The organism is Syntrophobacterales bacterium (assembly GCA_031274925.1).
Lineage (GTDB): Bacteria > Desulfobacterota > Syntrophorhabdia > Syntrophorhabdales > Syntrophorhabdaceae > PNOM01.
The window spans coordinates 24488-48183 of record JAISPL010000023.1; the positions used below are offsets into that span (position 1 = coordinate 24488).

21 protein-coding genes and 1 pseudogene are annotated in these 23696 nt (G+C 48.2%); 6 read left to right on the forward strand and 16 right to left on the reverse strand.

All coding sequences use genetic code 11. The features are described 5' to 3' along the window. Positions 1 to 12 precede the first annotated feature (12 nt). Both LBQ00_03725 and LBQ00_03730 read left to right on the forward strand, forming a co-directional pair. Positions 13 to 1443, forward strand: a complete 1431-nt coding sequence (locus tag LBQ00_03725; GenBank protein ID MDR2017970.1) for a DUF4139 domain-containing protein — start codon at positions 13 to 15, stop codon at positions 1441 to 1443. A 14-nt stretch (positions 1444 to 1457) separates the two neighbouring features. After that, entirely contained in the window at positions 1458 to 2225 is a 768-nt protein-coding gene (locus LBQ00_03730; GenBank protein ID MDR2017971.1) for a DUF169 domain-containing protein, read from the forward strand. Positions 2226 to 2655: 430 nt separating this feature from the next. Here LBQ00_03730 and LBQ00_03735 read toward each other — a convergent pair whose 3' ends face one another. Beyond that, entirely contained in the window at positions 2656 to 4719 is a 2064-nt protein-coding gene (locus LBQ00_03735; GenBank protein MDR2017972.1) for an isoamylase, read from the reverse strand. 540 nt (positions 4720 to 5259) lie between these two features. Here LBQ00_03735 and LBQ00_03740 point away from each other — a divergent pair. Beyond that, positions 5260 to 5768: pseudogene (locus LBQ00_03740) on the forward strand (M48 family metallopeptidase). A 349-nt stretch (positions 5769 to 6117) separates the two neighbouring features. Here the strand turns inward: LBQ00_03740 and LBQ00_03745 are convergent. The 6 genes from LBQ00_03745 to purE all read right to left on the reverse strand — a co-directional run bounded on the left by LBQ00_03745 (position 6118) and on the right by purE (position 12503). Beyond that, the gene (locus LBQ00_03745) at positions 6118 to 6903 is read right to left on the reverse strand and encodes a transporter substrate-binding domain-containing protein (protein ID MDR2017973.1); all 786 of its coding nucleotides are present in this window, start codon (positions 6901 to 6903) and stop codon (positions 6118 to 6120) included. Positions 6904 to 7534: 631 nt separating this feature from the next. Further along, complete coding sequence (locus tag LBQ00_03750) at positions 7535 to 9073, reverse strand: YifB family Mg chelatase-like AAA ATPase (GenBank protein ID MDR2017974.1); 1539 nt, start codon at positions 9071 to 9073, stop codon at positions 7535 to 7537. A 45-nt stretch (positions 9074 to 9118) separates the two neighbouring features. Then, positions 9119 to 10183, reverse strand: a complete 1065-nt coding sequence (locus LBQ00_03755) for a mannose-1-phosphate guanylyltransferase (GenBank protein MDR2017975.1) — start codon at positions 10181 to 10183, stop codon at positions 9119 to 9121. Between the two features lie 18 nt (positions 10184 to 10201). After that, positions 10202 to 10936: an NAD-dependent deacylase gene (locus LBQ00_03760; protein MDR2017976.1), complete on the reverse strand. Its 735-nt coding sequence runs from the start codon at positions 10934 to 10936 to the stop codon at positions 10202 to 10204. Positions 10937 to 10990: 54 nt separating this feature from the next. Then, entirely contained in the window at positions 10991 to 11971 is a 981-nt protein-coding gene (locus LBQ00_03765; GenBank protein MDR2017977.1) for a P1 family peptidase, read from the reverse strand. 31 nt (positions 11972 to 12002) lie between these two features. Beyond that, positions 12003 to 12503, reverse strand: coding sequence for a 5-(carboxyamino)imidazole ribonucleotide mutase (gene purE, locus LBQ00_03770; protein MDR2017978.1), 501 nt, complete (start codon positions 12501 to 12503; stop codon positions 12003 to 12005). A gap of 207 nt (positions 12504 to 12710) precedes the next feature. Between purE and LBQ00_03775 the strand changes: the two genes are divergently transcribed. Next, positions 12711 to 13397: a Crp/Fnr family transcriptional regulator gene (locus LBQ00_03775; protein ID MDR2017979.1), complete on the forward strand. Its 687-nt coding sequence runs from the start codon at positions 12711 to 12713 to the stop codon at positions 13395 to 13397. 23 nt (positions 13398 to 13420) lie between these two features. On the opposite strand, the gene LBQ00_03780 is transcribed toward LBQ00_03775, so the two are convergent. Genes LBQ00_03780 through LBQ00_03790 form a run of 3 tightly spaced genes read right to left on the reverse strand, consistent with a single transcriptional unit; the run spans position 13421 to position 15277 of the window. Then, complete coding sequence (locus LBQ00_03780) at positions 13421 to 14506, reverse strand: AI-2E family transporter (GenBank protein MDR2017980.1); 1086 nt, start codon at positions 14504 to 14506, stop codon at positions 13421 to 13423. A 7-nt stretch (positions 14507 to 14513) separates the two neighbouring features. Next, the gene (locus LBQ00_03785) at positions 14514 to 14831 is read right to left on the reverse strand and encodes a YtxH domain-containing protein (protein ID MDR2017981.1); all 318 of its coding nucleotides are present in this window, start codon (positions 14829 to 14831) and stop codon (positions 14514 to 14516) included. An 11-nt stretch (positions 14832 to 14842) separates the two neighbouring features. Continuing rightward, the gene (locus LBQ00_03790; protein ID MDR2017982.1) at positions 14843 to 15277 is read right to left on the reverse strand and encodes a hypothetical protein; all 435 of its coding nucleotides are present in this window, start codon (positions 15275 to 15277) and stop codon (positions 14843 to 14845) included. 597 nt (positions 15278 to 15874) lie between these two features. On the opposite strand from LBQ00_03790, the gene LBQ00_03795 reads away from it, so the two are divergent. Beyond that, positions 15875 to 17059 (forward strand): pyridoxal phosphate-dependent aminotransferase, encoded by a 1185-nt coding sequence (locus tag LBQ00_03795; protein MDR2017983.1) that lies wholly within the window; start codon positions 15875 to 15877, stop codon positions 17057 to 17059. A gap of 31 nt (positions 17060 to 17090) precedes the next feature. After that, positions 17091 to 18257: a pyridoxal phosphate-dependent aminotransferase gene (locus LBQ00_03800; protein MDR2017984.1), complete on the forward strand. Its 1167-nt coding sequence runs from the start codon at positions 17091 to 17093 to the stop codon at positions 18255 to 18257. Here LBQ00_03800 and bioD read toward each other — a convergent pair. The 6 genes from bioD to LBQ00_03830 form a co-directional block, all read right to left on the reverse strand. Continuing rightward, positions 18223 to 18954, reverse strand: a complete 732-nt coding sequence (gene bioD / locus LBQ00_03805; protein MDR2017985.1) for a dethiobiotin synthase — start codon at positions 18952 to 18954, stop codon at positions 18223 to 18225. The genes LBQ00_03800 and bioD overlap by 35 nt on opposite strands. A gap of 219 nt (positions 18955 to 19173) precedes the next feature. Next, entirely contained in the window at positions 19174 to 19863 is a 690-nt protein-coding gene (locus tag LBQ00_03810; protein ID MDR2017986.1) for a redox-sensing transcriptional repressor Rex, read from the reverse strand. A 127-nt stretch (positions 19864 to 19990) separates the two neighbouring features. Next, positions 19991 to 21142 (reverse strand): pyridoxal phosphate-dependent aminotransferase, encoded by a 1152-nt coding sequence (locus tag LBQ00_03815; protein MDR2017987.1) that lies wholly within the window; start codon positions 21140 to 21142, stop codon positions 19991 to 19993. A gap of 1335 nt (positions 21143 to 22477) precedes the next feature. Beyond that, entirely contained in the window at positions 22478 to 23095 is a 618-nt protein-coding gene (locus LBQ00_03820) for a hypothetical protein (GenBank protein ID MDR2017988.1), read from the reverse strand. Between the two features lie 2 nt (positions 23096 to 23097). Beyond that, complete coding sequence (locus LBQ00_03825) at positions 23098 to 23409, reverse strand: MerR family transcriptional regulator (GenBank protein MDR2017989.1); 312 nt, start codon at positions 23407 to 23409, stop codon at positions 23098 to 23100. Further along, positions 23406 to 23693, reverse strand: coding sequence for an integration host factor subunit alpha (locus LBQ00_03830; GenBank protein ID MDR2017990.1), 288 nt, complete (start codon positions 23691 to 23693; stop codon positions 23406 to 23408). The genes LBQ00_03825 and LBQ00_03830 overlap by 4 nt, the downstream gene beginning before the upstream one ends. Between the last annotated feature and the right edge of the window lie 3 nt (positions 23694 to 23696).

The window sequence follows — 23696 nt, forward strand, 5'->3', positions numbered from 1 at the left end:
GGGGTATCTATCGTGAAAAGATTTTTCCTGCTTGGCGGTCTGCTAATTACTTTTTTCCTTTGGGTCCCTGGGCTCATGCTGGCGGCTGACACGCGCCTCACCGATGGGAAGGACCAGTCCGCAGTAGAAATTACTATTTACAATAGCAATATCGGACTCGTAAAGGACCACCGGAAGATCAGCCTCGGAAAGGGCACTCAGGAACTCCGGTTCATGGATGTGGCCTCACAGGTAATACCGTCCAGCGTGAGCATAAAGTCCCTTTCACGGCCGGACTCATTGTCCGTCTTGGAGCAGAACTATGAATACGATCTCCTGAACCCAGGTAAGTTGCTCGACAAGTACGTCGGTAAAGAGGTGAAACTCGTCACGAAAAACCTCTATACGGATAAGGAGGAGACCGTAACGGCAATGGTACTCTCCAATGATAACGGGGTGCCCATCTATAGGATCAATAACGAGATTACCTTCAGCCACCCTGGAAGGATACTATTCCCTGGACTTCCGGAGAACCTTATTCCCAAACCGACCTTGGTATGGCTCCTGAACAGCACGACAGACGCAACTCAAGATATAGAAGCCTTATACCTGACCAACGGGATAAACTGGCAGGCCGACTATGTCCTTCTCCTCAATGCAAAAGAGACGATGGCCGGCCTCTCTGGTTGGGTGACAATCGACAACAAAAGCGGTGCCGCTTACAGGGACGCAAGGCTAAAACTGGTGGCGGGGGATATCCACAGGGTTGAAGAGTACTACCCTGCAGAGAGGTTTAGGGCCACTAGCTTGGCAGTCACAACACTCCAGTCCCAATTCAAAGAGGATGCCTTCTTCGAATACCATATCTATAAACTTGAAAGGAAGGCAACCATCAAGGAAAATCAGACGAAGCAGATCAACTTCCTTGAGGCAGAAAATGTTCCGGTGCGAAAAGAATTCATCTACAGGGGTGCCCAGTACTATTTTCAGGACCGCCATGAAGAACTACAATCGAAAGATAAGGTGGCAGTATTTATAGAGATCTCGAACAGAAAGGAGGACAATTTAGGCACTCCCCTGCCCAAGGGGACGATAAGGGTTTACAAACTCGATAGCGACGGCAGTTCCCAGTTCGTGGGAGAGGACAGGGTAGAACATACCCGCAAGGACGAAAAGGTACGAGCAAGGCTTGGATATGCCTTTGATATAGGCGCCACAAGGAAGCAGACACAGTGGGAAAAAATATCTAAAGATACCTATGAAGTGGCCTTCGAGATCACCCTTAAAAATCATAAGAAGGAGGACATAACGGTGAAGGTCGTAGAACCGCTCCCAGGAGATTGGAAGGTGCTCGAATCGTCACTTCCGTACAAAAAGGAAGATGCTAACACGATCTTTTTCGACGTACCTGCAAAAAAAGACGGAGAGGTGAAGTTGTCCTACCGTGTGCGTGTAAGATTTTAGAAGGAGGACATCCCATGGATATGATGCTGAAGGCAAAATTCTTAAACCTCTGGGAGGAATACTTCGACGGTGCGGCCCTCCCAGTTGTCTTTTACTACACCGATAACGGACAGGCGGCTGGGAGGGTAAAGACGCCGGTGGGCCACCGGTGCGTTATAGCCGATCTCGCAAGGGTTGCCGCCGGGAGAAATCTTCTTTTTGACTTCTATTCCCTCGGATGCTTCGGTGGAAGGCACTATTTAGGCTTCGCCCAAAACTGGGCTCCAGATTTCGAGCACTTTCTTTCCACAGGCCTGCCAGGAACCGTCGAAGGGGAGCGCTACAAGAAAACTCCGGAGCTCGTTAAGACCTATATGGACTCGCTACCTGCCTTCAAAGCCCCAGCGAGATATATTGTGTTTAAGCGATGGGACAGGCTCGTTGATGGAGACACACCTGAAGTAGTGATCTTTTTCGATACTCCCGATGTGCTTTCAGGACTCTTCACCCTAGCAAACTACGACCAAAGCGGGGTTGACGGAGTCTTTTCGCCCTTTGGGGCCGGGTGCGCCACCATTGTCCAGTATCCGTATTTCGAGAAGGACGCTGACACACCGAGAGGTGTACTCGGCATGCTGGATGTCTCCGCCCGCCCCTGCGTTCGCCCAGGCGTCCTCACCTTCGCGGTACCTATGGAGAAGTTTACCGCTATGGTGGAAAACATGCAAGAGAGCTTCCTCTCAACAGAAAGCTGGTCTAAAGTAAGAAAAAGAATCGCCACGGAAAGAAAACGGAGGCCATGAGTCCCAGACTAATAGAGAGGATTCGTGGATCACTAAAATTCAATTTGGTTGAAGGGAGATTTGGCTCATACGGATAAAAAAATGTCTGCATACCTCTCCACTGCGGCATTCTTTTTTGAGCGGCCATTACACCTATACAGAGATACTCGTGTTCAACCGGATCAGATAATTGGTGAACAAGGCACAAAGTACGATAAAATGAACCATTTCACCCAATGATCCATGCCAGCCATGATCGCCCTGGGTTGCTTTTTGATGACAGAAGGCTGTCAATGGAGATTTTCGGGATTACTTACGTCCCAAGAGGGCTTGTAGCCTTCATCGCTTTATTAGCTCTGTAATGGTCAAAGGTTGTCAAATAGCAGAGAGGAGTGGGGAAATAGGCACAGAGGGAGCGCGTATCTTCAATTAAAATGATTAAACGGATAAATTAAACCCGGACCCGCGGGCGGAACAGGACAACAACGGACCTCGCTTTCACCGCATAAATAAGACCAGACACTCCATCTTCCTCACCGGGTCCCCGTATATCATGGGGGGTTGGGAGGCTCGTATCGATCACCCTCAGCCATTCGTACGCCTCTCCTTTCTGTATGATAAATTCTAGATTTTTCTTGTCGGCATTGATCATTACATAAATGTCGCCATCTCTCTCGCTGGAGCCATCAAGGAAAAACGCAAGACTGCGGGAATCGTAGCTTATGTCCGCTTTACCATTCGTCCCATACCAACCCACGTCGTTCCTCCAGAAGCGGGACCTTCCGAGAGTCGGATGGGTCTTCCGGAACTCAATCATGAGCTTGAAGAACCTAAATATGTCCCGATTCCTCGTGAAAAGATCCCAGTCAAGCCAAGTGGTCTCGTTATCTTGATTATAGGGGTTGTTGTTCCCTTTCTGGGTATTCATGAACTCGTCGCCTGCGCGCATCATCGGGGTCCCATTGGACAAAAAAAGGATGCAGCAAAAATTCCTGACCTGCCGTTTCCTTAATTCCATAACCTCTGCCGGAGTTCCATCATCTCCTTCCCACCCGCAGTTCCAGCTCAAGTTATAATCTGCCCCATCTTTGTTCTCGTGGCCATTAGCCTCGTTATATTTTACGTTGTAAGATACAAGATCGTAGAGACAGAAACCGTCATGGGCTGTGACGAAGTTGATGCTCTGGTAAGGATGGTATACATTATCCAGCCAATCCGGAAAGAGATCATCGCTCCCGTAAATACGGGTCATTAGATTTGCGACTTTGCCGGGATCACCCCTTACGAAAGAGCGGACATCATCGCGGAACTGCCCGTTCCACTGGCGCCAGAAAAGGCCGGGGAAGCTCTGGCCGAGCTGGTAGGCTGCGAGGTCCCACGCCTCAGCCACGAGGTCGATATCGATGAGATCCGGGTGGACCCCGATCTCAGTCACAATGGGCGGGTCCGTAAGGTTGATCCTGCCTTCGCTGTCTCTTGTAAAAATAGACGCAAGGTCGAAGCGGAATCCGTCTATATGCATCTCCCGTGCCCAGAAACTCAGGCTGTTCGTAATCATCAATCTCACGCACGGATGGGCGGTCTGCAATACGTTTCCAACCCCAGTGTCGTTGCGGTAGTAACGCTTGTCTTTCTTGAGAAGATAGTAGACTGTGTTATCAATCCCACGGAAAGAATACGTGGGACCGTCTTCGTCACCTTCTGCGGTGTGATTGTAAACCACATCAAGCATGACCTCGATATCAGCCTCATGGAATGCTTTCACCATGGCCTTGAATTCGTTGACCTGATCACAGGGAATCCCGGAGCATGCATACTCCTGGTGTAGAGAAAAAAAATTGAGAGGCATATAGCCCCAGCAACTGCCTTCTTGCGGATCGTTTTGAAAAACAGGCTGCAATTCCACGGTGGTAACGCCAAGTTCTTTAAGGTAAGGTATCTTTTCGGTCAACCCTGCGTAAGTACCCCGTTTGTCTGGGGTGACCCCGGAACTTGGTCTCATGGTAAAACCCCTCACATGCAATTCATAAATGACTTTATCGGACGTATGTCTCGGCCTAGCATCATCTCCCCAGTCAAAATCTTTCCCTTTCATGTCGATGAAGCCGAGAGGTGCCTTTCCATCGTTTGGCCCTGGCCTTTTTGCCTCCTCTCTGCTGAACCAAGGAGGAAAATAGACAGCTTTTGCGTAGGGATCAAGAATGACTTTTTCCGGATCGAAACGATGGCCCAGATGAGAATCATGAGGGCCTTCCACTCTATAGGCATAATATTTCGCGCTTCCGAGTTCAGTCAGGGGCACCCGGCAATGCCATACTCTCCCCGACCGGTTCACGAGGTAGTCAAGCCTCAGTTCTCTGGAAGGTCGGACCACGTCGTCCTCTCTGTAAAGAAGCAACGTAACGCCTGTGGCGTTTTCGGTGTAAAGGGCAAAATTGAAAGCCCTCACCTCTTCTACCCAGGTGACTCCCTGGGGAGACGGCGACCCTTCGTTAGAAAACCAGTCTTTTTTCACGAAGGGATAACCTGACAAGCACATTCCATCATATGGTAAAACATAGCAGCAATATGGCCGCGAATCAAGGTGAAACGACGCCCTGCAAAGGGAACAATGGGGAGGATACGTACGGCAGCCATTAAGAACCCGCGACCGGGCAGATTCAATATCGCTTTATGACGAGGCCATCGCCGACAGGAACGATATGTTCGTAGCGGATTCGATTTACTCTCCGCTTGCAAGCATTGCAAAATTTTTCAATCGCATGATTTCAGATAATATGCAATTATCATATCCTTTGACTCTCTTGACAACAGCCTCCACATACGAAACAAAAGGAGCGGAAGAATCCAAGAAATATGGAATTTATAAAAAATACTAACGGTTAACAAGAATATACAACATTGTTGTGGAATATGCTGAATGCTAGCTTATGATAAACACTTCAGGTATACCCGATTGAGGTATTCAAAAAGAATATGCACCTATACAGCACGCTGCCGAATAAGAACGGTATCCACGCCCCGCTCTCTATGAGCGATGAAGCGATAGAACGGTTTGTGCGGGCAAAATCCAGTTAGACAAAGAAACCAGATCGTCAACAAGTTCAATAACCAGCCGCGACAGTCGGAGCGGGAATATGCATCTGGTGAAACACTGTATATTTGGGACAAGCAGTATCATCTCCAAACTGAATACGGCAACAAAAATTCACTCGTACTATCCGGTTATAAAACTATGCTGACTGTCCGCAAAGAAAGCACTGCCGAGCAACGGGAAAATTTCGTCCGCGAGTGGTACAGGAAACTGCTCAAAATATAGATAGCACGATTATTTCTTAAGTGTGAGAAAACGACAGGCTTACACCCTAAAAGTTGGCAGACTAAATATATGACAACCCGTTCAGGAATTTATAATACGAAAACAGGCAAGATATGGTTAAACTTGCAGCTTGCAAAGAAAACACTGGGGTGTTTGAATACGTTGTTCTGCATGAATTCGTTCATCTTGTTGAAAAGACCCATAGCAAGCGGGTTTGTTGTACGGATAAGTATATACCGATGTGACTGGAGGTAAATCAACGCTTAATGGACAAATCCTTGACTACATGGAATAAGTCTTTCCGATTGTTTTATCGAACCGACAAGCAGTGGGTGTGTAAATGCCTACCACCAGTTTATGGATACCGACACGCTCGCTGCATGTCAGTTCTCGTTGATATAAGCGCCTCGTTCCAAGGCGCTTCAAAGAGCACATACTGCTGGATGGATACCTAAAGCCTTTGGTTTTGTATGTTTGGTGTAAATCCTATATCACCACCAGCATCAGCTTTCACGCTCAAACGGGTCGAGATGTCCTTAAACTCAAAAAACTGGCGCTTTGAGGTCTCTTAAACCTGCTCACTCCACCTCGCTCTCATTTGTAATTTTTTAAGTAAGGCAACCACCTTCGTAAGATACCTTCCAGAGTACCATCTTTTTTCCACTGCGCAAGAACAGCGTTGACCTGGCTCAGAAACTCAAGATTTCTCTTGTTAATTCCCCATCCGTAATAGTCGACCGTCATAGGCTCAAAGAATCCATGGACTCCAGCCGCATTGGAGGAAACTACCCAAGCGATAGAAGGGGCGCCGTCCACGAATACATCAATCCTCCTGGTTTTCAACTCAAAGACAGCATCAGACGGTTTTCCAAGGAGAAGGACACGCATGTTGGTCGGAAAATTTCTTCTCACATACGCCTCCGCCACACTTCCTTTCACCACGCCCACAGCTCTCGCATTATCTAATATTTTCGGCAGAGAATCGAATTCCCGTATATTGTCGGACCGTATCGCCATAGCCAGCCCCGTCTTGAGGTAATGGTCGGAAAAATCTATTCTAACCTGCTTCTCCTCCGTAACGGTCATGCCCGCCATGATAATATCTATTTCTCCAGCAAGTATGGAAGGGATCAGATCGTCGAATCTTCTGTGTATAAACTGAACAGGCCTGTCCAGTGACTTCCCCAGAAGCCGAGCCATGTCCGCTTCCGCTCCCAGATATTCCCCGCCCACTCTGTAGACAAGAGGCGGTAAGTCACAAACCCCGATTCTGAGCGGCAAAGAGGATGGAACAACCTGTGTGGTCGTGGAGCAACCGGCAAAAAAGAACAGCAGAAGAACCGACAAAACCACTCTTCTCAGTAATAGATTTATACTCACGGATGCACCTCCTCAATTCTCATTGAACACCGCCTGCCACAACAGTCTGCAACAAGCTCAACCGAACATATAGTAATGGTTTTGAAAGAATTCTTCAAGAAGAAGTTTTGCCCAGAATAAGTTTTGCTGGTGTATTGCCGGAAATGACCATGCTGTGGGGGGGGGTGGGGGACATACGGTATGACGCTTTCTGCATCGTTTGTCCAAATTTTTACCTGTTCAGTGTCAGGCACCAGACTGGGTCAACCGCCACCTCTAATGCACAAAGACCACGAGTCGAATAAGGAACGATAACGAATGAGAAATACCTGATCATCGAAAGTCCTTACTATTGATAATAATTCACCGCAGGTCGCGACGCAACTGCACTCCTTCATACCGCCATTTCGGTATTTTTCATGTCGGCCTTTAAAAATAAACAACGAACACTAATCGGCCTTGTATCTGCTCATACATGTCACCTTTGCCAGCCTAAAAGGCACAGCACTATTTCCGTAAGATACGTTAAAACGAAGTAACAGTTATTGTACACGAGAGAATATGGAGTGTTTGGTGAGAGAATAAGAGAAAGGGGATCCTTTAAGAGAATAGCAGGTTTTTTTCGTTACGATATCAGATCTTCACTTTGCACTCACAGAGCCATCCTCTTGTCTAACGCCCTGTACTGAATAGCTTCCGCTATGTGGGTATCTTCGATATGCTCCATCTGTTCGAGATCAGCGATAGTCCTAGCTACTTTCAGAACCCTGTGGTAGGCACGGGGGGAAAGACTGAACTTCTCTACAGCCTTTTCGAGGAGTTGCCGTCCCTCGTCGCTGGGGACACAATGTTTCTTCACCATCTTCACCGTCATCTGGGCATTGGCATGGATCTTCTTTCCCTTGAATCTCTCTTCCTGGATACGTCGTGCCAGAGTTACTCTTCCTCTGATCTTGTCCGACGGTTCTTCCGCGATGCTGTCTGTGGACAATTCCCTTATCGTCACCGGCGGCACTTCGATATGGATATCCATTCTATCTAGAAGAGGCCCTGAAATTCTGGACCTGTATTTTCTGATCTGTCCTCCGTTGCAGACGCACGCTCTTCTCGAATCCCCCCAGTACCCGCAGGGACAAGGATTCATTGCCGCGATCAGCATGAACCGCGCCGGGTAACTGACCGAATGATTAACTCTTGAAATCGTGATGTTCCCGTCCTCGAGAGGTTGTCGCAATGCATCAAGCGTATTCCTCCTGAACTCGGGGAATTCATCAAGAAAGAGGACCCCGTTATGAGCCAGGCTTACCTCTCCTGGTTTGGGGATATGTCCGCCACCGATCAAACCAGCGTCGGAAATGGTGTGATGGGGGGCTCTGAACGGACGCTCTTCCACGAGGTATATGTCTCGGTTGAGAAGGCCAGCAATGCTGTGGATTTTAGTCGTCTCAATGGCCTCTTCGTAAATTAGGGGCGGCAAAATAGTGGGGATACGCCTTGCAAGCATCGTCTTCCCCGATCCAGGGGGACCGATCATAAGAACATTGTGACTTCCGCTGGCTCCTATCTCAAGGGCACGTTTAGCCTGACTCTGCCCTTTTATGTCCGCAAAATTGAGCGTCTCGTCGCGCGCTGCCCCGTCACGCGCCACACTGTGGGATGCCTCAAACTTCTCAATCTCTCCATCTCCGCGAAAAAAGTGGACAATATCAAGGAGATGGGCGGCACCATAGACGGTTACCCCTTTAACTATCGAGGCCTCTCTGGCGTTTTCCAGGGGGACGATAATACCGGAAACATCTTCCCTGTCGGCAAGAATAGCAATAGGGAGGACGCCCCGCACCCCTTTGATCCTGCCATCAAGAGAGAGTTCTCCCGCAATGATAAAGCGCTGAACCATGTCGCTTTTCACCACACCCATGGATGCCAGAATTCCTATTGCGATTGGCAGGTCGAACGAAGAGCCCTCTTTCCTCAGATCCGCCGGAGCAAGATTGATGGTGATTCTGTCACCCGGAAACTCAAAACCGGCATTCCTTATTGCAGACCGTACCCTCTCTTTGCTCTCCTTAACGGATGTCTCTGGTAAACCCACAATGTTGAATGAAGGAAGTCCAAACGTGATATCAACTTCCACCTCCACCTTTAGCCCGTCGATTCCAAATAAGGTGGCTGTGAAAATCTTGGAAATCATGTACCCTCCCTCTTGTCTGGCAACCTTACCTCCGCATCAGCAGCATCATTCCAGTTGACCGACAATCTTCTTCACTTCCTGCGCCCTGTTCCCGCTGCACACAAGCACGCCGTCTTCAGATCCAACGATCACAAGATCGGCCACACCAAGGGTTGCCACCGTGATGCCATTGCCATACACGACACAGTCTTTTGTATCCACACAGACGGTTTTGCCGACCCTCAAATTGCCGTCCTCATCGAGATCGTGAACTCTCGCAAGGGATGTCCATGTCCCCACATCGTCCCATGCAAACCGTGCCGGGACCATGAGCACATTGTCCGCCTTTTCCATAAGACCATAATCTATCGACTTCTTCGGAAGTCCCATGAAAATAGCAAGGATATCACCACGAGAGTCCCTCTCTCTTATGGATCTTATCTCCATAAGACCAGCCGCAAGATCAGGCATATGGCGTTCGAGTCCGGTGAGTACCACTGAGGTGCGCCAGATGAAAATCCCGGCATTCCAATAATAGCCGCCTTCCGCCAAGTACGCCCTCGCCTTCTTTTCATCTGGTTTCTCGACAATGTTGTTTACCTTCCAACAACTAACACCTGGCAACTCGCAGTCCTCGTACGCATTGATGTACCCATAACCAGTCTCAGGCCTCGTGGGTGTAATGCCGATGGTCACAAGGTAATCTCCAGAAGCGGCACACTTGAGACCATTTAAGACCGTATCAACAAACCCTTGAACATCAGGGACATAGTGGTCGGCGGGCAGGGTAATCATAAAGGCTTTCTCATCAATCGACATGAGCGAGATGGCTGCGAAACCAACGCATGGGGCCGTATCTCTCCCGTCGGGTTCAACGATGAAATTCCTGTCCGGCAGTTGGGGTAGCTGCTCTCTTGCAATGGGGAGGTGGGGCTCGCCGAGGATAATGAACACTCTTTCCTCAGGTACTATCTTGACAGCTCTCTCCACCGTAAGCTGGATCATTGATTTCTCGCCTATCAGTTTCAGGAAAGGCTTGGGCGCTAGTTCTGTACTCAAGGGCCAAAACCTCTCTCCCTTGCCTCCTGCCATTATTACGCAAAACGCGTGATCAATCGGGTTATCACTCATGCGCGGCTTGACCCTTCATCAAAGAAGCTCGACGATTTTCGGCATTATCTCGGACACGTTCCCCTTCAAGAAATGATCCGTAATGGAAGAGGTAAAAGGCGTAGCCGAAACGTTGATCTCAACTATGACGGCTCCCTGCAATTTGGACGCATAGGGTATCTCGGCGGCTGGGTACACAACGCCCGATGTCCCCATAATAAGGAGTACCTTACATCTGTGTGCCTCGTCGTTCGCCCTTCTCATTTCCATTGCAGGGATGCCTTCTCCAAAAAAAACCACGGATGGTTTCAGCGCCGTTTTGCATTTCTCGCAGACTGGATAAGGCATAATAGAAACAAGCTCCGGCAAGAGGGCATACTTCATGGAGCAGTTCATACATACAAGCCATCTGTGATTGCCGTGATACTCTATGACATTGTTGTTGCCCGCAATCTGGTGGAGACCGTCGACATTCTGTGTTATGACCCCCTTGAGAAAGCCTTTTTTTTCGAGGCCGCCGAGCGCCATGTGCGCCGGGCTCGGCTGAGCCTCAAGTATCACCTCTGACATCTCCCTGAGCATAGTCCAAACCCGCTCAGGGTTCGACATGAACGCGCTGATATGGGCATAATCCATTGGATCGTATTTTTCCCAGAGCCCTTGTCCACCCCTGAAAGCCGGTATGCCACTATCCACGGAGATACCTGCTCCGGTAAAGGCAACAACATACTCCTTATCCCTGATCAGATCAGCTATCTCCCTGAGCTTCTCCACTTGCTGTTCCTCCTTTGTCAAAATAAGGAACACCGGGGTAAAGCGGTAGGACGTTTACTTGCCGGTCTTCCAGCCTTTGGCGATATCCTTGAAAGCAGGTATTTTTCCGAATCCGTCAGCTTTCCTTACCGCTCTCTTAATAGCCTCGGCAACTACGAATCCGCTCAAGACCCCCACTTTGTTGACATCAGCCTCCATTTCCCCTTTTGAAACGGCGAACAGGAGATCGCCGTCAAAGGTCGTATGCACAGGGTTTATGGTTTTGATGAGTCCTGCCTGGGCCATCTGGGCAACCTTCGTAATCTCACGTTTTCGGAATCGGGCGTTTGTGGCTACAACGCCGAGGGTTGTGTTGGCAAGACCAAACTGCTTTTTCACTTCACCGGACCACATGGAATCAACAGTATTCGCAAATTCCAGGCTATCCACCACTTTTCTCGCACCCACGATAGTCTTTCCCGTCACATTATCTATGACGTCTCCGAAGGCGTTAACAACCACAAAAGCACCCACCACAAGCCCATCGGGCATTACGAGACTGCTGGTTCCCACACCCCCTTTCATAGCTCTGGCTGGTTCAAAAAGTTTGCCCACCGTGGCGCCGGTTCCAGCGCCAACACTTCCCTCTTCTACCGTCTCGGACGCCGCGAGGCATGCCTGGTACCCCATCTCTTCGGTTGGCCTCGCTTTCGGATCGCCGAAGAGAAGATCAAAGATAACAGCTGTGGGCACAATAGGGATCATAGCTACTCCAACATTAAACCCAACTCCGTTTTCTTCCAGGAACCGCGAGACACCGCCTGCGGCATCAAGACCGAATGAACTGCCGCCGCACAAAAAAATCGCGTGCATCTCTTCGACAATATGGTTCACACTCAGGGCGTCTACCTGTCTGGTTCCCGCAGCGCTCCCCCGGATGTCAATCCCGCATACAGCGCCCGAACCCAAAAGGATTACGGAACATCCCGTGTAACCTGCAAAATCGGAGGCATGCCCCACCTTTATGCCCGGTATATCTGTAATGGCATTCAACATGCTATGACCTTACCAGATACCCAAAAGGTTGTCAATCTTTCAGGTAATTCCTGAGCTGGGCGGATTTTTCGTCACTTTCTTTCCTCATCGCCACTCTGAGTTTTTCAAGATTGTGACGCACCGCCTCATATTTTATGGAGAGTATCTCGGATGCAAGAATTGCCGCATTTCGCGCCGCATTGATACCCACGGTAGCCACAGGTACGCCTTTGGGCATCTGCAGAATGGAGAGAACTGCGTCCACGCCGTTTAAGGCGCCTCCAGCCATGGGAATTCCGATAACGGGCAACGTGGTGTGGGAGGCAACTACACCCGGCAGGTGGGCCGCCAAGCCAGCTGCGGCGATAATCACTTCAAAGCCGTCGGAACGCGCATTCTTTGCATAATCGACGGTCTTTTCCGGATTTCTGTGAGCGGAAGATATATCGAGTTTCACGTCCACCCCAACCTCTTTCAGCAGTTTCGCTGCTTCTTCAACGACAGAGAGGTCGCTTTCGCTGCCTATGAGGATGAGGACTTTGGGTATCGTCATATGAGCTCCTTGGCATAAGATACGCTAATTGTCCTTTATAATACATGAAAAAGTCCATTATTTCTACAAACTCAATACATAGGGCTCACTCCGTTCCCTGTCATTGAATTTGCCAAAGTGATGAGAGGCAAGTTATTTAAGGGCGCCATGCAAATCCATACTTTCATTTCCACAAAATTTCTTTTAAAATAAAGGCAGATCATATGTATGGATAAGATAGCTCATTTCATTTCAAACGTTACTCTCTTCAGTGGATTGCCTGAGTCACAAATAGGCGAACTGTCCAAGATTGCGGAAACCAGTACCTATAAAAAGGGAGAAGGTATATTTTCGGAAGGTGATTCGGCAGATGGCCTCTATATACTTTTTACCGGGCTGGTAAAGGTATACAAACTCTCCATGGAAGGAAAAGAACAGATCCTTCATATTATCGGACCCGGCGAGCCTTTCGGCGAGGTAGCCGTATTCTTAGGCGCCTCTTTCCCGGCATATGCGGAGGCCCTGGAAGAGAGTAAAACCGTATTTTTTCCAAGGACTGCCTTTGTGAGGCTGATTACGAAAGATCCGTACCTCGCCATGAACATGCTTGCTGTATTCTCCCAGAGGCTCAAGTATTTTACACGCCTCATCGAAGACCTCTCTTTAAAAGAAGTACCCCAGAGGTTCGCTTCATATCTTCTTTACGGAAACGAGGAGACTGAAAAGACACATATCCAGCTCAACATCACGAAAGGCCAACTGGCCAGTCTTCTTGGTACCATACCCGAGACACTTTCCCGCATTCTTGCAAAAATGGCGTCTGAAAACCTCATAACGGTTCAAGGAAGAAAAATAACGGTACTGGACAGACCCACCCTGGAGGACATTGTCTCGGGAAAACGGTCACTGGCCTAATTCCTTTCGCATTACCGGAAGCCCTATTCCTCGCTCACAGCCTGCTGCCTCATCTTGAACACATCTTTCTCAGTGTACCGCAGCATTTCAATCACGGAGATAAAGAGGGCGAAGACCAGGGGGCCCATTATGAAACCGACAAATCCGAACAATTTGACACCACCCAGAATGCTGAAGAATATGACAAGGGTGGGCAGTTTTATTCTCCCCCGAATAAGGAGGGGTCTCAAAAAACTGTCCACAGCGCTTATCCCGGCAAAACCCACGATAAAGAGAATTATCGCATTACCGTAAAATCCCTGAAAGGCGAGATATATAACAGCCGGACCCCACACAATAAAAGTACCGACCAAAGGTATAAAAGAGGAAATGCACGTGGCAAGCCCCCACATAACGGGAGACGATATTCCCAGGAGAGAGAATGCTACACCCCCCATCAGGCCCTGTATCACCGCAATGGTTACACCCCCGTAAATCGTGGATATAACTATGTCCCTAGTCTGGTCAATAAGCCTTTCCCTTTGCCTCTTGGAAAACGGCATGAACCTGTTTAACTGTTCGACCAGTTCCGGTCCCTCCATGAGGAAAAAGAAGACGGAGAGCATCATAAATATAAAATTGGCGAGAGTGACGACGGCATTGCCCAGTCCGGTGCTGATTATGCCCATTGACTGTTTCCCGATCTCCGATATATTGTCGACGATTGTCCGCGTGAAGTCTTTCTCGGTCATATGAAATATGGCAAGGACCTTGTGCGCGATCCTGTTCACCAAGGGATTATGGAACATGCTGCTCACGAGATTAGTCGAGTCGGTTTGAAAATAGGCAGAGAGGGTCATTACCTCCTGTGTAAGAACGTACGAAAAATAGGCAAACGGCCCCAGGAGAACAACCAAAATGGCGACTATACAGCATAACACCGCCACAGACTTCAGTTTCACGACCTTCCTGATAAGCACGTAGAGAGGGTAAAAAACTATCGTCAGCACTATTGCCCATACGATGGGCAATATAAAGGGTCTCATAATCTTATAGGTCAGATACCCGAGAAGAACCGCCACAAGGATGAGCGCGAGGTTATGAAACCTGTTCCTATTGGTCGGTAGCATATGTTGTCTATTCTTTTGTAAGCTTGTCCTTTTCTTTTGTATAGGCCTCTTTTCCTGCTTCAACTGCGGAGGCAATAATGGACTTCTGTTCTTTTAGAAGGTCCTTTCCCTTCTCCATCACGGAAGAGGCTTGTTCCTTCATCTGCTCCATATAACAATCCGCTTTCGTTTTTACGTCCTCCGCCAAGTCTTTAAGCTGCTGTCTCGTCTCCTTTCCTGATTTTGGAGCCAGAAGGAGCGCAACTCCTGCCCCAAGCAAACCACCCACAAAAAATGACAGGAGAACTGAACCTGCCGAGAAACCATTATTTTCATTTTGTGCCATGAGAAACCTCCTTAATTAATTTTTCTGACTTTGAGAAAATTTTTCAAGAAATAGATAAAAGCTGCTTTCACACCCATCTTGAGTCCGGCCACACTTATCGCCCCAGATCCCGTAACACCCTTCATGATATCGCTTATCTGTCTTACATTCTCTCCGAACCGCTTCATGGAACCCGAAAGAGTTTTCATGTCTTCCGTTACAATACCTACGTTGTCGGTGACATGCCGTACACTCTCCAGTGATTTCTGTAACTCCTGAAGCACAGGCAGCAGAGATTCTTCTATTTGCTTAATCGTACGCATTATCATGCCGAGGTCTCGACGGAGTTCCAAGAGGACCAGGGTCACAATAACCGCCAATACCACCACAACAAAGGTCATGATCCCTATATAGATCTCAATCATCCTGCCTCCCTCCGCCGGATAGTAAGGAAGTTTCGTCACCATGATTCGCTACCGCCTGCCAATTTATCATAAACATCCCCAGTCCTCTTTTTAATGCACCCTTTCCAGATACCGCTACTTTAGATCTGACTTGATTCGCCAATATAAAACCGACACTCACTGTATAGCAATCAACCGCAGTTCTGTCAACCATTTTGTGGGAAAGAAGCGCAAAACGGTTGACTTGGGAGCATTGAGCGCGGCGGAAAAAATCCGATGTCTTGGCGGCAAACGCGGAATGATACCGTATAGAGGCATACCAACCTCGCGCTAACTGCCCGTCATGATGGTCATTGCAGTCTTGGCAGCCTTGTGTCAAACTTCCTATACCATTCGCTTTTCCCTCCATTTTTACACCTCTGCACCATCCGCTCTGCATACATTAAATTTGAGTTTTTCCCGATTCGCTCAATGCTATTCGCTATTTCCTTGACAATGATCTTAATTCCTTCTATTATGATACCCATGAATAAAAAAATCGTAGTTTTTGGCTTTTATTACTACTTTAGGAACTCGCACCCAGGCATATTTTTGCTTTGATAAGCAAAAAGCCATGGGTGCAAAGGCCCATGGCTTTTTTTGTTATTTAAAGGAGGACAGATGATCATTTCCAAAGAGATTCAAAGACTGATAGAGGACCAAGAGGGTTGGACCAGAAGGATGTTTGAGGAGGGTATCAGGATAAAGAAACTCTACGGGGAAGACAGCGTGTATGATTTCTCTCTGGGCAACCCCGATACGGAGCCTCCGGAAGTATTAAGCAAGGCCTTGATAGATGCCGTCACCCATCCCACGGCAGGGATGCACCGATATATGCCAAACAGCGGCTATGAGGAAGTGAGGACGGATATAGCGAATTACCTTCGCGAAGAGCGTGGACTTCCTTTCACATCCGCCCACGTCTTCATGACCGCAGGATGCGCCGGTGGTCTTAACATGATTTTAAGGAGTATATTGGACCAGGGCGATGAGGTGATCATACCCAGTCCTTTTTTCTGGGAATTCAAGAACTACATCAAAAACGCAGAGGGCATTTCGCGGTTCGTCGAGACCAAGGAAGACTTTCAGCTTGATATTGGCAAGATTGAGGAGGCCATCACCCCAAAGACAAGGGCGATACTAATTAACAGTCCGAACAACCCCACGGGAGCCGTATATAATGAGGAAAGCTTGAAAGAACTGGCAGCTCTGCTCAACGAGAAGAGAGAGCAGGGTCAAGACATATTCATCGTCAGCGACGACGCTTACAGGAAGATTGTCTATGACGGAAACAAACTCCCTAACCTGTTTGCGATATACGACCTCGTATTGGCCGTAACCTCTCATTCCAAAGACCTCGCCCTGCCAGGGGAAAGGATCGGATATATTGCGATCTCACCGAAGATTGAGGAATTCCAGCTCTTCGTCTCCGCCCTTACGATCACTATACGCACACTCGGATTTGTCAACGCCCCAGCCCTCTTTCAGAGAATTGTGGGCAAATTCCAACAATACTCCGTAAGCATAGCTGATTACGAGAAAAAGAGAGATGTCCTCTACAATACCCTCGTTGAAGCCGGTTTCGAGTGCGTAAAACCTACCGGCGCCTTCTACATGTTTCCCAAGTCGCCCATACCAGATGAACTTGAATTCGTGAGGGCTCTCCAACAGGAGGAAAGAATAATGGTTGTCCCCGGAAGGGGTTTCGGCAGGGCTGGCTATTTCAGGATTGCCTACTGTGTTCCGCTTGAAAAGATTCTTGGTTCCATCAATGGATTCACCCGGATTGGAAAACGATATTTATAAAAAGAGGTGAAATACGGCTATATCAAAAAGCATCGCTGAATCAATGAAAAGCTCCTCTTGGATCAGGGCTATGTTTGAGGAGAGCGAGAGATTAAAAAAAGAGTTCGGCCCCGAGAATGTTTTTGATTTTACCCTCGGCAACCCTATCGCCGAGCCTCCTAAAGCGCTCAAGGAAGAACTTGCGAGGATCTGCTCACCCGCCACGATCGGCATGCACCGGTACATGGCCAACAGCGGATACGAAGAGGTACGAGAGGAGATAGCGGAATTCCATCGCGAAAAGACCGGTCTCGACTTCACGGCAAGTCATATTATTATGACCATGGGCGCGGCTGGAGGAATCAATGTTGCCTTTAAAACCCTCCTTGACCCAGGGGACGAGGTAATCGTGCTGTGCCCCTATTTTGTAGAGTTCAGGTTCTATATAACAAACCACGGCGGCATTGTAAAACTGGTGGATGTGAAGGATGATTTCCACCTCGACATAGAGAAGATCAGGGAAACAATCACCGATAAAACAAAGGCAATCATAGTAAACTCCCCTCACAATCCCACGGGAGTAGTATACGATGAGAAAGAGCTTAAAGAACTGGCAGCCCTACTGATGGAAAGAAGGCGCAAAGGACAGCGCATTACAGTCATATCGGACGAAGCGTACAGGAAGATCATTTATGACAATATCACCTTCCCCGACTTCTTCAAAATCTATGACGACGTCGTCACTGTGACATCCCATTCTAAAGACCTCGCCCTGCCTGGAGAGAGGATCGGCTACATCGCCATATCGCCCTTGCTGAGGAATGCAAAAACCTTCATTGATGCAGCGATATTTTCCAATCGCATCCTCGGGTTCATCAACGCCCCCGCTATAATGCAGCGTCTCGTGGGCAGGTTCCAGAAGAACAGCGTGGATATTATGGACTACCAGAAAAAGCGTGACGCAATTTATGAAATCCTCGTAGAAGCGGGATTCGAAATAATAAAGCCAATGGGAGCCTTCTACGCCTTCCCTAAGTCTCCCATACCCGATGACATAGAGTTTGTGAAGACCATGCAGAAGCACCGCGTGTTAGGCGTCCCGGGAACAGGCTTCGGTAAAGGCGGCTACTTCAGATTGGCCTACTGTGTGGATATGGAGGTAATAGAGGGCTCCCGGAAATGTTTTAAGGAGATTGGAGCGTCGCTCCGTCGTAAATAGCTTTGGTATCTAAATGGGAGGCCGGGATAGCAGCGAGCGTTTCCCTGTCTAGACCCTCCCGTTCCGAAGTCTTGAAGTACGGAACCACCCCGAGGATTGGAACATTCAGGTATTTCCTTATTATGTCCGGGTTCGTTCGTGAGGCCACATCATCCGTTCCTTCTGTATCATTCAGAATCACCCCGATAATCCTGATCCCCCGGGCCTGAAGGACACGGCACGTCAAAAGCGTATGGTTTATTGATCCCAAGCCAAGCCTCCCGACCACAACTGTGGCTAATGCCCATCTCGCGATAAGGTCTGCGAAGAAGAACCCTTCCAGAATGGGTACGAGGATCCCTCCCGCCCCCTCAACAATGGTTATGTCATGGGTCCTGACAATTTTCTCGTACGCCCGGTCAATAACCGCAAGGTCTATGGTCTTTCCGTTAAGTTGAGCGGCCGTTTCCGGAGCAAGCGGTAGTTCGAAAGTGCAGGGGTTTATGAGGGCAAGGTTATCGGTACTCCCCGAGGCATCCTTGAGAGATTTTGCGTCGCACGGGAACAGTTCTGTCCGGTCTGAAGGCAACCCTGTCTCAAAGGGCTTCATGACACCCACGCGCAAGCCTGTCCTGAGTGAGAAAAACGCGGCCAGACTGGCGGATACAAGTGTCTTGCCTGTCCCGGTGTCCGTTCCTGTTACAAAAAAAGTTCTCATATTCGATTACCTTATGACGGAAGTCAAAACAATTACACCTATAACGATTGACCCGCAAACGATAGAGAAAGTGATATTGCTTTCGTTTGCGATCTTTTTTTTAAAATCTGTAAAAAAGGAAGTCGCACATCTTTACCGCTACAAACACGATAATCATGTAGGCTGCAAAATATACAAACATCTCGATTACATTGCAAACCGTCTCCACGCAGCAAACTCTCAGTTGCAAAGATAATAGACGAGATTGTCGAGGGCCGACGTAAAAAAAAGATTTCTCAGCTTCACATTCTTGGGGACGGTAACAGAGGAAGGTGAAAAGTTGAGAATGCCTTTCACATTGGCATCCACAAGCAGATTCGCAACTTTCTGGGCCTCGCCTGGAGGAGTCGTGATGATGCCTATCTCCACACCTCTCGTCTTCACTACTTCTTTCAGCCTGTCTACATGCAGTATCTCCACAGGCCTCCCCATTCTCTCTGAAATATGGCCTACCACTTTTACAGGGTCGATATCAAAGGCTGCCACTATCTTGTAATTCTGTTTCAGAAAGTCCTTGTACACGAGAAGGGCGCTACCCATATTGCCGATACCTATGACACCTATTTTCCATTCCCTGTTTACGCCCAATACCTCCTTAATGTTGAACTTCAGTTCCTTCACGTTATATCCCATACCCCGGACACCGAATTCCCCGAAATAAGCAAAGTCCTTCCTTACCTGGGCGGCGTTCACGTTACACATGCTTGCAAGAAGTGCGCTTGAGGAGACTTTTTCATTTCTCGACTCAAGATCCTCCAAGCATTTCAGGTAGCTCGAAAGCCTCCGTATGGTAGCCTCCGGAACTTTCGCATATTTTGCCATTTTTGACACCTTTTTGTTAAAATTGTTTTCCTTGCTATCTTTTGTCATTTTTTATCAATTATCGGGCTGAAAGGCAAGAAAAATTTAAAAAGCTTCCTGGAAAAGAGTCTATATTTTTATTGAGGGATGAGGAATACACGGTACATTTTTCACTTTTATCGCTATTATTTCGCGGTTACAACCCATTTAATGCACTGGCCATACGCTCAAGGATATCGGCCAGGGTCTTTCTGGGACATGCAAAGTTAAGCCTCACGAAACCTTCTCCGCCGCGGCCGCATTCAACACCGCTATTAAGCGCCACACCGGCGTTTTTGAGAAAAAAATGAAAAGGATTACCTGGTATTCCTGATTGCCTACAGTCGAGCCATGCAAGATAGGTACCTTCCATGCGTGTCATACTTAGAGAGGGAAGTCTTTTGCGCACATAGGCAGCCAAAAAATCCCTGTTGCCCTGCAGGTATGAGAGGCACTGATCCAGCCACTCCTGTCCGTCCTTGTAACCCGCCATGGCTGCGGTGAGGCCCATGACATTGACAAACGGCATTAGCCCCTGGCTGCCTCTGACCCAAGCCTCACGCAGACAAGGATTCGCGATAATTGCAAAGGAGCAGCTCAACCCGGCCAGGTTGAACGTCTTGCTCGGCGACATAAAGGTAATGGTCCTGTCGGCCACCTCCTGGCCTAGAGTGGCGATTGGAAGGTGCCGGAAGCCCTTATAAATAAGGTCGCAGTGGATCTCGTCAGCGCAGATAAGAATATTGTGGCGAAAGCAAATCTCAGCAAGTCGCTCCAATTCATCCCTTAGAAAAACACGGCCCACAGGGTTGTGCGGATTGCTGAGCACATAAATTTTAGTCCGGGAGGTTATCGCCTTTTCAAACGCATCAAAATCAATTTCGTACGTATCCCCTTTTTTTATCAACGGAGGGTCAATCAGTGTCTGGCCCCGAAGCACCGGATCGGTAATAAAATGTGAATAAACTGGCGGCTGGACCAATACGCCATTCCCGGGACCTGCGAAAAGCTGAAATACGAAATTGAGACCGGTCACCACACCGGGCACAAATATGATCTGCTCCGCAAGCACATCCCACTCATAGAGTCTTTTGAGGCGTTCCAGGATAACGTTTACAAGTTCATCTCGAGGCTTCGAATATCCGAAGATCCTGTGATCCACTCGTTCATGCAGGGCACGGATAATCGGCTCAGGGGAAACAAAATCCATGTCGGCCACCCACGCAGGAATAACGTCATTGCCATACCTTTGCCATTTAATACTGTCCGTATTTTTTCTCTCAACAATCCGGTCAAAATCGTATTTCATCGTTTTATCCTGATTTGCAGGCCTAGCTTATCGCTACCGCCGTTAAAAAGTCTCTCTTTACGCCAATATCCAAATGCACTAATGAGAAAAACTTCAGGAACTCAAGGACAACGTCGCTCCTCTGCGGCGCATGCCGAAGTTTCTGTATATCCTCCATTAGCCGCAACCCGTATCGCCACTTCAGCATGCTTATTCTGATCCAATCTTTCATGCTTGGCGGCTTCAAATTAGAATTCAAATGCGAAGTCCAAAGCGGTTCCGGTTGGTTTTCATCCGCGCGAACTGGCGCTCGTTACGCATATGAACGGTTTTTATCCTTGAAGAGCATTCTCTCAAGGAGGACTATGGCTTCCTGTCACAGATAACGGCGGCTCACCTGAATTCCCTCATAAGTGCTGTCTAGTCCGCTTTTTAAGCGGTAACCCAACTGTCACGCCGTGAATACCTGGTATGTGTCCATGTGCAATTTTCTATGCTCTATATAATAAACGCTCTCGTATGGCCAGTCAAACCTTGAATTTACGAATGCCATGGCATCTCCAACTGTCAATCTGTTCCACTCTCTGCCGGTGGACTATTATCAAAAGGCCTACTTTTGGCAGTCTCTTATCTTGCTTTCATCGGCTTGTGTTATCTCGATTGTCTTGTAAAACGTGGGGCTTCCTTCACGTTTGTCTAGGTTAGAAACTCTGTGGTCGTCAGCGTTCCTCCCCCCACCTTACCGAATCTGTGAAATTGTCAGACAGTTTTTTGATGGGCCATCCAAGTTTACGACTCGCTCCCGAGCCGCCATACCATCTGTCTGCCGCTTATCGTTATTGCGCACCTATTCTGCGCCACAAAAGAGAGGATTTTGAGTACGGGCCACCGGTGGGGTTTGGCGGACCGATATGCCCGATATTCCATTACGGGCCTGGTATCGGTAAAGTTCCTCGTGGATACACCCCATCACTCTGAAGGAGGGCCACGATAAAGCAAGGGAAGCAAAAAACCGCTTGAAAATAAAACCCGTCTGCACGATAATCCATCTGGCCTCTGAGGTACGATTCACCAACGATCTGTATTACACGGCCCAAATTCCGATTATCAGCATACCATCAAGTCAGCCATGGAACAGCGATCGTAAAAGTCAATATTAGCCACTTAGGACTGAGACTTGGATTGCGTTCGGATGCACCATTCCCAGCATCGGTTTTAATAAACACAATAAATAAACACAATAGTTGATACCGGGTGCGCTGGATCGTAGCATGGCGTGGTCCACCGGGCTATCGCAGGCGACCGACTGAAGATATATTATTCTCACGAGTCCTTCATCTCCTCCGCTCGCCTATCTCACTGGTAGACAGGTCTCATATGAACAGGCGGCTTCAGATCAAGGCTCGCTATAACCTCAGTGTCGCTCACCATCTCAGCAAATGTCTTGTTACCAGCATACATCTGGTCCAAGTTATATTTCGAGATGTACACTATGATGTATTCTATGAACCCCCCGTTCTCCTTACACTGGGAATAATCTCTCACCGGCCAGTAGACGCCTAAGGAGAGTCCCTCCGTTCTGCTTGCCTCTATGTCACTCCTCTTCACCATTTTCACGTACTTCTCGAAGTATGTACCCATCACCTTCGAAAACCTTTGTTCCCCTTTCGACGTGTTCTCGTCGAACACGATCTCCGGCGGCCTGAGATTCACCATGAGATAGTAGTGTTTGCTGTCTTTCTCGTCGCGGAGGGTAGTGAATCCTATCCCATCTTTGTAAATGTTCATATGGTCGGCTTTCAGCCTCAGATAGATATCGTGGAGCAACATCTTGTTTTTGTCATAGAGGGCATTCAGCCGTGACTCGTTGTAGGAGGTCTTTATACTCTCCTGCTCGGTTTTCGCCATATGTACGGGTCCCACGGCGCACGAAAAAAGAAAAAGCACAGCCAGAATAATAATGCATCTTCTCATAGTCATTCTCCTTTCTTTAGTATTTCCGCTATCTGGGTTAGCTCAGCCCTGATCTCGTCGATGAGACTCCGGTGCCCCGTCAGATATTTTTTAGCTCCGTCGATGGTGAACCGTTTTTCATATAGAAGTTTCTTGATAGCTATTATAGTGTCGAGATCTTTTCTTTTGTACAACCGCTGTCCAGCGGAGCTTTTTACTGGTTTTATATCCTTGAATTCTTGCTCCCAGTATCGAAGCACATGAGGTTTCAAACCAGTTATGGCGCAGACTTCCTTGATCCGATAAAACATCCTGTCATGGATATTCTCAGTCATTTTCTGTTTTTGTGGTTTATTTCATCCTTCAATACTTGGCTCAGCCTGAAATTCAACACTTTGCGCTCGGAAATCTCAATCTCTTCCCCTGTCTGCGGATTCCTCCCTCTACGGGCCTTCTTCTCTTTTACGATAAAATTGCCGAAACCAGAAATTTTTACATTTTCTCCTTGGGCAAGGGTTTTTTTGATAGACTCGAAGAACGAATCGACTATATTTGCACATTCCCGTCTTGAAAAGCCGAGTTTTTCATACAGATTCGTCACTATTTCCAGTTTTGTCATGCA